This window comes from Enterococcus raffinosus (genome assembly GCF_001886185.1).
GTDB classification, from domain to species: Bacteria; Bacillota; Bacilli; order Lactobacillales; family Enterococcaceae; genus Enterococcus_A; species Enterococcus_A raffinosus.
In genome coordinates, this window is record NZ_JXLA01000065.1 from 1 (window position 1) to 11,052 (window position 11,052).

The window sequence follows — 11,052 nt, forward strand, 5'->3', positions numbered from 1 at the left end:
ATCTCCTTGTTTCCTTTAAGATCATAGCCCAGAATGGTGTACACAGCATATTCTTTGGCTTCATAATTTTCGCGTAAAGTGACATACATACAATCAACGAATAGAAATGCATAACACTTGGCTAATGGCCGAGCTTGCCATTCATTCTTCCAATTCAGGAAGAACGGTGTCAGTGATATCAGAAATCATTTCGTGGGAAATATCAAATCCGTAAATATCTTCAACAGTTGCGACGATATCGCGTTGACTCATTCCTCGTGCATACATGGAAAGAACCTTCCCTTCGATGCCGGAGACATCTCGTTTTCTCTTAGGAATCAACTCAGGTTCAAAAGAAGCCTCCGATCTCTGGGAACATCAATGTTTACTTCACCAAAGCTCCGTTTTAAGCGTCTTATTCCCATAACCGTTTCGTCGATTGTCATGTTTCTTTGGCTCTTTAGAATGGGCGTCATACCCTAAATAGTTATCAATTCTCCTTGAAGCATTTTTTCAAACAAGGGACTAAACACGTCTTTTAAAGCATCTTGCATATCCTCTACAGATTCGGGTTGATAAGTATTCAAAATGGATTCAGCTAACTTCTCAGCATCAGGATTTCTTTTCTTTCTAGCCATCGTGTGATCACCTCTTGATCTTATTTTAGAAAAATGAAAACCGTAAAGCACCCCCCCGCCTAGGATTGATGGTTACTTACACGGTTTATACTACACTCTCTCTTTATGCCTTCTTTTTAAACTTTGCACTTTTTATCACCAAATAGAAATACTAGTTCTAATGAATAACTATAATAAGTTCTTATTGATTATCTCGAGTGAAATCAAAGACTAATAGATACTCCACTTGAAGTTCCACTTTTTTCTTCTTTCATCAATTAATCATTAGCAACATAGCTGTATTTCTCTTGATTCTGTTTTTTTACTCCTCTTATGATATAATGCTTTTCTTGTGTATAAAATTGAACATTAATTGATCCTCTTTATAAACACAAAAATAGCCCAATCACCGATTAAGATAATTAGGCTTCATATTAAGAACATAGTTATTTGACAATTTGATACAGTTTAAAATCAAATGTCTAAATACATGGAATAGCTTCTATTTTTTTTCATCCCGCTACAATTAGATACTGATTCAAGAATAAATTGATAAGTATTACCCTTATCCAAAGTAAATATAGGGATATTATCAGAAAATTCTAATCCATCAACTTTCAAAACCTTAAAAATTTTATATCGATCAAATATACTTTTATCTTGCTCACAAAAAATAATAGTAGAACTGCTTTTAATTTTGATATCATTTTTCATTTTCACTTTAATATTTAAATCAGATCTGCTCGCTTTCTTATCTGCAAGTATATTTAAATCGTCGGAGAAACATAATAACTCCCCGCTTTTTACACTTTTGTCTAAAATCTGATCTTTAATATATTTATCTATACAAACAAATATATTTTGAAATAGCGTGATTAGTTTTTTCATAGTTTCAGGATCTGATTTAGGATAAGGAGAATGGTATTTATGAGTTAATGAATTTCTCATATTTACCAGGTACCCAACGTATAATTGAATTTTATGATACTCTGTTTGCACTTCTTCTTTCGTAGGAACACCTATTTTCTGATAAATATCTGTTAATTCAATGGGTGACCCTCGCATACTTCTTAAGCTTTCTTTTAATTCATTATTATTCAAGAAATAGCATTCCAAATCGTTATTTGAAAAACCATAGACTTTAAAAATATCAATTAGTCGCTGAAACCACAAATTGTTAGTTGAAAAAATATACTCTGCTTGGATTTTCCCAAGATTTTCTCTAATTCCTTCTTTTCTCAATTTATTTTTTAATTCCCTTGATGAAAATATACTCTCGTAATAATAGTAAGCAAATTCATCAGAATTCAATAAATTTTCATTGTCTACAAAAATTTTAGCAACTATTTCTTTCGTATAAGTTTCCCAAATTGTATACAGAGAGATGAAAAAATATCTCTCAAAAATAGCCTGATTTAAAGCCAAATAAGAATCTTCATTTCCGAAAAAATCTTCTGTAGTTTTTCTTAAAGTAGCCAAAGGGTGTAAAACACTGTCAAAATAATACATAATTACTCACCTTCAATGATGTGATCAATCATATATAAATAAAATTCCATATATCTTTCCTCTACTTTAGAAAGGGAGGTGTACTTACCATTAAACAGTTCTTTATGCTTTTCAAAATAATTATTTTTTAGATCATTATTCTTATGGTAGTTTATTTGACTTTTCTTTTTAATAACCTTTGAAAATTCATCGTTATCCACAAGTTTTGAACAAGCCAACATCACTGTATCATAAATCATTTTTTCAGGTTTAGCGCCCTCTTTTTTGTTAAAGGCTTCCGTTCCAAATAAAAGATTAGCTAATTCTAATGTCTTTACGAAATAGATTTCTAGCTTTTTTGTTTGCTCTTCATTAAATTTAGAACCTTTTTCTGCATACATGTCTAGAGTTGTTCGTGTCCCCTTCCTAACTTCGTTAACTAAAGAATCTTTATAAGCAAAAAACCTCAACACCATCTCTCTGTTATCCATTCTATCAATATCTTTTTCGATTTGTTTCATACTTTTTGGATAATTCCAAGATAATAGAAAATTTTTATTTGTGTCTCCAATTTTATTTATAAGATCATTTAATTCACCAGAATTCAGAGCATTCCTAATTTCTTGCTGAGATAATTTTATTCCACCAGTATTTAATCTTTCAAACACAATTTTTTTTAGATCATTCTCTTTTTCACGTTCAACATTAGATTCTTTTAATACGATAGATGCAGATAAGTATCTTCTTTTAATGGAATTTTGGAATTCAGGTAATAATTCACTAAACCTTTTTCCATTTAGTTCTGGCCAAATTTCTAAATCTTTTAATTTGAACTTATCATCAAAAAAATCAATAATAGTTGAAATACGTTGTAAGCCATCCATAACCTCAAACCTGTTATAATCTATTTCATATAAAAAAATAGGAGGAATAGGAACATTTATTATAAGACTTTCAATTAGTTTTGATTTCCTTGATAAATCCCAAACTTTATTTCTTTGATAATCTGGGTGTAAGTTATAACTCTCAAAAATAGAGCTTAAACTATTTAATGGATACCTCGCTTGATCAATTACTAAATTATACTCCCCTGATTGTAACTTATTTAAAATCTCTTCATCCGTATTATACTTTTCTCTCTCTCCTGTTTCTCTGATAGAGAAAATAGTAAATAAATCTAACCAATTTTCCATGAAATCACTCCTCATAATCATAAACCTTATGATGTTATTATACATTAGTTTTATTAAAATAACATTTCGAATTAATGATTTTGAGATACTTCATCTTAATAATTCAACCAACCTCTCTACTTATGATACGGCTCCGCGTTTCATTCTATTTCGCGCTTTTTAATACCGATCAATTATATTTAAAATAATTTCACACAGATATTTTGTATTGATTTGTGGAATGTATACAACGTACACATTGTTCTCAGTCAGCAATTTATCTGAAGCTAGATAAGGGTTCAAATATTCTTTTTTATTAGAATCATTTTCTTTAAAATACACCAGAACAAATAGTATACTGTTATTTTTAACCACTTGAGTATAATTATCTATTATTTTGTTCCAATAATTATTTCTCCCTACAGAGGATTTAAATTGATCTACAACCTTCAATTTGAAAAGAATATCTGAGTTTTCTTCTCTCTTCATGATGAAATCTACGTCTTTTTTTTCACTCATTGGTAGTAAATGAGATTCTCCGTTACTCAAATTAATTAATCGATTAATCAAATAGTTAGAATATTCTTCATAGACACTTGTAATCAAACTTCCAAATGATATATCACTAATTTTATCTAATTCCAATGAAGATAAGGATTTACCATGAGCAACTTTGTTTCTTATACTAATGATTTCCACTATATTCTTATACATGCTTTGAGAAATTACTTCCTTTTTGTATAGAGATATAACGGTCCTTTTGGTATTGAATTTTTCGTTTTTACTAAATGAAAAATCAGTCTGAAATTGTCTTATAACTTGTTCAAAAACTATAAATTCCTTAAAGAAGTCTATAGTTAATTCTTGATAAAAGTTACTACTCTTAGAATCATCGCTAAAAATTAATCTATATGCTAAAACATTCTCTCTATCAGCGTTAATCGGTTCTATTAATCTAGCCGTCTCCATTCTTTCGATCAGTATTTTAAAAATAAATAACAGACGTTCTCGGTACCAATATGGATATTTTTTTATATCTTTATCGTTCATAGAAAATATGTCTTCCTCGATAAAAGAGTAATTTCTAGACAACTTCATCTTTTTTACCCACAAAAATAGATGATAATCTAGTAAATCAAATAATGCAGGTTCAGAGCCAATTTTTATTATTATGTCTCTTTCGATTTTTTTGATAACTGTCAAAATTTTTGAATCATTCTTGTATTCTTTCAATTTCTCATTGGTAACTTCGATATATGTTGTGTCATCTTGCCATTCTATTTCACTCACTATCAAATTATTCATATTGCGTGCTACTTTTCTTGTATTTATGATCAATGAATCGAAATAGTGTCTCTTCACGATTATTTCTTCTTTCTTTTCGCTTTCAGAGAAATAGTAACTTGGTATTTTATTCAAAACCTCTTCTTTTAGTAACGGAACATGAATTACCAGAGAAAATATATTAGAGATTAGTCCATCATCTTTGATTCCAGATAGAACGTATTCATAAAACAAGTCTTGCCCCGCAATAACTATGGACGAAGAGTAGTCCATAAGAAGTAGATGTTTTAAATCAGACAGCATTTTTAATAGCTTAGTAGGATCATCAATTTTATCAATCTCATCAAAAACAAAAAACACTCGTACTTTTGCCTCTTTTAACTCTTTTAATAGGTTTTTGAGATGGTATTCAGCTATCTCATCGTCGTAGAGCAAAGTCTTTTCTACTTGACTACTATTAGTTTTTTTTGACAATACGCTGTAACCAATGTCAATACTACTAGTCACAAACCAAATAAAAGAAAGTATTACCCCTATCGCTCCGGTATCTTTGATTAAAAATCCTGTTTTCCAATTTATTGCAGCTAAAAACATGGCAAGTACTGGAATCCCTAATTCTATCAGTCTTTTCAATGTAGTAGAAAAAGAAGTTGATTTTTGCGTTTCAAAGTAAGTATCAATGCTAGTCTTGTTATGAATTTCAAAAAAACTATTTTCGTGCAAATTACCTATTTTTTTATATAGATCGCTATAGTCCTCTTTAAATTGCTTGAACTTTTTTTCAGAGGATATTTTTAAAAACAGTTCTCTTATCAGCTTTCTAAGTAAAAGTGAATAACTTTCATATTTATCAAGGTTTTGATAAATAAAAATATTTAAGTCTTCTCCTTTCTCGTTCATAAAATCTTCTTCTATAGATTTAACTAATGTTGTTTTTCCAACACCCCTATACCCAGATACTAGACAACAAAAATCATCCATTTTATTCATTTTTTCGTATATTTCCTTTTTACTCGAAAAAAATAACTCCTTATCAAGGTTCTTTAATTTATCTACATTTACCTCTATTTTCATTATGTGTTCTCCTATTTTTTATTTTTCAACAAAGAACATTTTAGTTTGTAATCTGAGCCATTCTCTTATCTCTTTCATTATAACGTCTAATTTATTAATAAAAATTCTAAAGCAAAAAAATGTATAATACAATCATAATAGTAAAAACAGTTTATAGCAGAATAAGTATTTTTGAGTTAGTTTAGACAAATTGGAGGATTCTTAACATGAGTTTTCTAGTATTACAAGATGATATGCCGCAACAAATATGGGATGCTATTGATCAATCCCGACTCGTTTTCCATCCAAAATACTCCCCTAGCGGCGAATGGGAATATACAACATTATCAAACTTGAAAAAAAAGAAAAAAGAAGTAATTATAGTTTTCGATAGAAATCTTTTAAGTAGTCTTCTCAGGCTAACGAAGTATGGGGCCCTAAAAGATTTATCCGAACAAAAACAAATTGCCTTACTAATGCTTTGGGCTCAAATGAATAATATCCCAGTTAGTGCAGGCTTCGCAATTATGGAGAATGCCTTTAAGGCTAATGATTCTGTCGAAGCTCGAATAGAACTGAATAATTTTTCAAAAATCTTTGAGTTTTATCCTACACAAATATGGTTAGAACTTGCAGGTGGCGTTATTGACCGAATTCCAAAAATGGATTTCACATCGGAGCAATTTAAAAATGATGTTGAATACCATAAGGAAGATGATCATTTTCTTATGAATTTAGCTAGTATGATTAAACTAGTTAGACTTTATCGCGAAAAAAAATTGACTCCCATCGAAAAAATAATAGAATTTTGGAACTGGAATTTTGATAATTTACTTATTTCACAATACACTAACACCTATCTAATTCTATTGATGACCAATCAAGAAGGGGTAAAAGCTCCAAAGAATACAAACTCAAATGACTTAGATAAAGTACTGAATGGGTGTAAAAATCAAGCATGGGATCTTACCTACCTAACAGATTGGAGCACTTTTTACTATAATGAGGACAACGGACGTTATAACGAGATATTTTTATTTGCAACAGCAGATATTCTTTTACGACAAATTTTCATTAATACCCACGGTGGTGGAGATTTATTTGATTTGATTGCGGCTACCTGTACTCGGAAAGAGGCTGAAAAACTTACCAAATACTATACTAAGAAAATGAATAATCGCACTAAACCTGATTTTGGTGATAATCCAAAAAGATATTTTCGCAGTCTTGTTGAAACCGAATTAGACTATCTTAGAAACGAATTAGGAGTTTAAAATACAACCAAATCGGGAGGCATCTTACGCTAGATGCCTCCCAATTTTATACAACTATGAACAAAGAAAAGGCATCAATTCCGTCAGTTGGAATTGATGCCTTAGTATTGTTGTAGTCCTCTATTTTACTTAAAATCTGTTGACTAATTGTCAATTTAATCTGCGCGGTTTTAGTAGCCTTATCGTAAACGATTGAGTCAATGAAAGTCCGGTAAATCACCTTTAACGACTCTTTGGATGCTGCTCCCATGACATCATGAACATAGGTTAAGCATTCTTTTGCATCTTCTGGGTTAATGGTTTGTGTCATCACCTCAAGTTTTTCCTTGATCACATCTTGCTCAAATTGCTTCGCCATTCGCTCAGACTGCATATTGCTTATTCGGCGTTCCGCGTCTAACTTCATGTCTGGTGCAAAACCAATAACACGATTCAAGCGATAAATATTTTTATCTATCTCTTCGATTTCGCCATTTAAATCCTCTATCTGTCGATTTAATGGGATAAGTTGTTGACTCATTACATCATTGCTTTTTACAATCGTTTCTTTCAAGAATGACGGGTACATAATGACGTCCACGAAAGCCTTTTTAACAATCTCTTCAATGACTTCTACTCTTACTCCATTAGCACTACAAGCCTTCCTTCCTTTCGACTTGAAATTTCCGCAAACATAGTACTTTCTTCGTACCGTCTCACCGTGCTTATTCTTCGTGCTACTGTTAGAAATTGTCATTTTTGCGCCACATTGTGGACAGAACAGAATTCCTGTTAAAAGCGCACCCCAAGGTCGGGTTTTATCTGGATTAACCTTATTTTTCTGGCGTAAATATTGAACATGTTCCCATTGCTCATTTGAGATAATCGCCTCATGTTTTCCTTTGGTTAGAACATAATTTTCTCCTTGTTCGATTGGAGGAACCTCTCTCCCTTCTTCTCTACATTTCTTTCGTATTTTAGTCTGTTGGCGGATGTTCTCTTTTTTATTGTAAGAAATATTACCACGATAAAGTTCAGAATCCAAAATATCTCTTATTGCAGTCGTAGAAAAAAGATTACCTTTTTTTGTTCTCCAACCCAAGCGATTTAGTTGATTGGCTATAGAACGTAAGCCATATCCTCGTTCATACTGATTGAATATTCTCTTGATAATCTTCGCTTCTTCAACATTGACAGTTAATACCTTTTCATTTAGTTCGTTGACAGTATTGTCATATCCTAAAACACGGTTTCCGTTGTAGTATCCCAATTCAGCACGCTTTTTACTACCTTTTTTCCCAAGTTCAACAATATTCTCGCCTTCGTATTCAGCAAGAGATCCCATTATATGGAACATCAAACGACCTTCACTTGTCTCGGTATTCAAGTTCTCTTGAACAACAAATAGCTTTATCCCAAGGTCTTGTAACATATTCACTATTTCTAAGCTGTCCTTTAAAGTTCTACTTAAGCGGCTTAGTTTAAAGACAATTAAGGCGTATACTTCATACTTAACAAACATATCTTTTAAAATGTACATAAGACCATCACGATCATCCATACTTTTTCCACTTTTTGCTTCATCATGAATGATATCAATTAAGTTGAAGCCTTTACTTTTACTGAATTGTCTTATCGCATCGTCCTGTCCAGGTAATGAAAAATTATCAACTTGATTCTGTGAGCTAGTACGGCCATATCCTATAACATTTAACACTTTCTCACCTTGTATTTTAGTCATCGCTATATCCCCTTTCTAAATTTTACTAGATAAGATAAATTGACTATTCGATTTATCCAGCAATGGAATACCATGAGCATAAATTTCACTAACTTCTTTTTCCGTGGTTAGCTCAACTTTATCTACTAAATTGACCCAATCATTCTCTGAAAAATAATTCTGAATATTTTCAGCTAATTCTCTTAAAACTTCTTGTGAACTGCTAAGTTCCATCTGTTTCAAGTTCTCGTTGTGTTCGATGCTTACAATCTCTTTATCAAGCTTTTCTATAGTTAAAGCCAATTCTTCAACAGTAACCTTGTCTTGATAATACTTGGTGTAAATGGCTTCCTTCTGTGATTCCAGATATCTTAGTTTGTTTTTATTTCTAGAATCAAACTCAACAAATTTCTGCCGATAGTCATGCTTCATTTTTGCTAAACGATCCTTCTGACCGATCCAATCTAGTAAAGCATTCTTGACTTTATTTTCTAAACTAGTTGCATTCACATAATACCGTTCGTGGGCATTAGTTAGTTGTTCAGAACTGCAGTAATAATATCTATTTTCGTTTTTCTGTACTTGTGATAGTCTTCTACCGCAATGAGGACAAATACACGTCAACCCTAAGTAATCAATTTTCTTCCTATAGGTATTACGTTTTGTTTCTCGAATTTTCTTTGCTTTATTGAACATATGATCACTGATAATTGCTTCGTGTTGTCCGTTGAACTCTCCAAATCGATTCACAATTTTACCGACGTATTTTTCATTTTTCAAAATATTACGGATGTGGTATCTTTCAAAGCTTTTCTGTTTTCTATACTGAATGCCCGATTCATTTAGATAACTTGCAATTTTTTGATAGCCCATACCTGCTATGTAGAGCTCAAAGATTTTTTTTACAACCTTTGCCTCTGACTTGACAACTGTCACTTTCCCTTTGCTATATGAATATCCATATGGTGCACTGCCATTCAACCATAGTCCTTTTTCAGATTTTACTTTGTTTGCAATTTCTAAATACTCACCAATTGTTTCACGTTGATATTCCCGTACTGCCCCAATCATTTGTATTTGTAAATCTCTCATCATTAGATTTTGTTGATCAAGAGGTTCTTTTACCGTATTCACCAAAACGTTGTTTTCCTTACATACTTCAAAAATGTAAAGTAAGTCTACAAGCTTTCGAGAAATGCGATCCAAAGACATTGACCAAAACTGTGTGTATTTTGACCCTTGAATATTCTCAAGCACCGATCGTAAAACCGGTCGATGCTTGATGTCTTTAGCACTTGCTATTTCTTCAAATACTTCATAAGGTTCGGTAATTCCTTGATTTTTTAATGTTTTTAGTACCTCATCCAGCTGTATCTTTCGAGAAACCTTATTTTCGTTAGCATCAAGACTGGTGCGACAGTAAATGGCAATCATCTTGATCACTCTTGCTTTGGATCGCATTTAATTTAGCAGTCACTAGGAGTTCTGCGTACTCTTCAATCAATTGTGATTCGTGTTCTGGTAAATGATGGTAAACTAGATTTTCCATAATTTTCTTCCCTTCTATGCTACAAACTAGTTGAACTTATTTCCTACTAAACGACATACCAAGTCTTTGAAGGTTTTTTCCCTAATTGAAAAGAATAGCCATTAATTCCTGAATTAGTAACGATACCTTCTTTTAACAAAGTATTAAATGCACTATCTATACTAGTCGGTTTTAGCCCAAACATTCCTGCATTTTGTTTAAACTCATTAGGATGAAAGCTATTCCCACTTTTTACTTCGTTGATCATGAAGAGTTTTAACCGTTCTTTTCCCGATAATCCTCCAAATGGACTATATGGTGCCCCGTTTTTTAGTAGATTTTTGTAAAACATTACTAAAATCACTTCCCTCTTTAAAATAGTTCATTATAGAAATTGATAGATCCATCAACTATCGTCCGCTAATTAGCAAAATAACGACTAGCGAACTTACCTTTTTTAGTGTAAAGAAAGATCTATTTGGATGTACTGCGACACTCAAACTAATTTTCACTTAACGAATCCCTTGGTAAATCATCTGAACCTGTAATTTGAGAAGTTGAATCTTCACCAACCTCGCCAATAGCAGAAGATTTCTTCGCCTGCTCCTCTGCAATCCTTTTCTTTGTTGCTTCGTAAACATCCCAGAAAAGATCCGTTGTCCACCAAACCCGAATAGACTTTTTCATTTTTTCGGATTCCTTAGGACTAAGTTCCCGATTGTCCAAATAACCGGATTTCTTTTTGGCATAGTAATAGCTACTGATATCGGAATCTGTTAATCCATGCTCGCTTTTCAGTTGATCATTGATTATCGTTGGTAAGTATTCAAGATTTGGCTGCTTTGCGTAATTCGCGATTTTTTCGTGTACACGCCAAGAGATAGAATTGGGATTAAGCGATCTTACTGCTCTTGGAGATTTTTTCGCTGCCATTGTTTCTTCCCATCCTTTTATTTTT

At 32.0% G+C, this 11,052-nt stretch carries 9 protein-coding genes and 1 pseudogene; 1 reads left to right on the forward strand and 9 read right to left on the reverse strand.

Annotation, left to right across the window (positions count from 1 at the left end):
• The 4 genes and pseudogenes from RV13_RS19635 to RV13_RS19650 all read right to left on the reverse strand — a co-directional run.
• Positions 1–617, reverse strand: a pseudogene (locus tag RV13_RS19635) (IS256 family transposase); the annotation flags it as partial.
• Positions 618–1,070: 453 nt separating this feature from the next.
• Positions 1,071–2,105, reverse strand: a complete 1,035-nt coding sequence (locus tag RV13_RS19640) for a HEPN domain-containing protein (RefSeq protein ID WP_010746957.1) — start codon at positions 2,103–2,105, stop codon at positions 1,071–1,073.
• A 2-nt stretch (positions 2,106–2,107) separates the two neighbouring features.
• Positions 2,108–3,277 carry a DUF262 domain-containing protein gene (locus tag RV13_RS19645; protein WP_010746958.1) on the reverse strand — a complete coding sequence of 390 codons (1,170 nt, stop codon included), beginning with the start codon at positions 3,275–3,277 and terminating at the stop codon, positions 2,108–2,110.
• Between the two features lie 159 nt (positions 3,278–3,436).
• Positions 3,437–5,614, reverse strand: a complete 2,178-nt coding sequence (locus RV13_RS19650) for an ATP-binding protein (protein ID WP_010746959.1) — start codon at positions 5,612–5,614, stop codon at positions 3,437–3,439.
• A gap of 206 nt (positions 5,615–5,820) precedes the next feature.
• Between RV13_RS19650 and RV13_RS19655 the strand changes: the two genes are divergently transcribed.
• Positions 5,821–6,867 (forward strand): P-loop NTPase family protein, encoded by a 1,047-nt coding sequence (locus tag RV13_RS19655; protein WP_010746960.1) that lies wholly within the window; start codon positions 5,821–5,823, stop codon positions 6,865–6,867.
• Between the two features lie 46 nt (positions 6,868–6,913).
• Here the strand turns inward: RV13_RS19655 and RV13_RS19660 are convergent, their stop codons facing one another.
• The 5 genes from RV13_RS19660 to RV13_RS19675 form a co-directional block, all read right to left on the reverse strand.
• Complete coding sequence (locus RV13_RS19660) at positions 6,914–8,587, reverse strand: recombinase family protein (RefSeq protein WP_010746961.1); 1,674 nt, start codon at positions 8,585–8,587, stop codon at positions 6,914–6,916.
• A 15-nt stretch (positions 8,588–8,602) separates the two neighbouring features.
• A complete protein-coding gene (locus tag RV13_RS19665; protein ID WP_010746962.1) occupies positions 8,603–10,000 on the reverse strand; it encodes a recombinase family protein in 1,398 nt (465 codons plus the stop codon).
• Positions 9,969–10,115 (reverse strand): hypothetical protein, encoded by a 147-nt coding sequence (locus RV13_RS21095; RefSeq protein WP_010746963.1) that lies wholly within the window; start codon positions 10,113–10,115, stop codon positions 9,969–9,971. Before RV13_RS21095 ends, RV13_RS19665 begins: the two co-directional genes overlap by 32 nt.
• A 46-nt stretch (positions 10,116–10,161) precedes the next feature.
• Complete coding sequence (locus tag RV13_RS19670; protein WP_143142306.1) at positions 10,162–10,458, reverse strand: hypothetical protein; 297 nt, start codon at positions 10,456–10,458, stop codon at positions 10,162–10,164.
• A 137-nt stretch (positions 10,459–10,595) separates the two neighbouring features.
• A partial coding sequence (locus tag RV13_RS19675) for a hypothetical protein (protein WP_211276175.1) occupies positions 10,596–11,052 on the reverse strand: 457 nt, incomplete at its 5' end.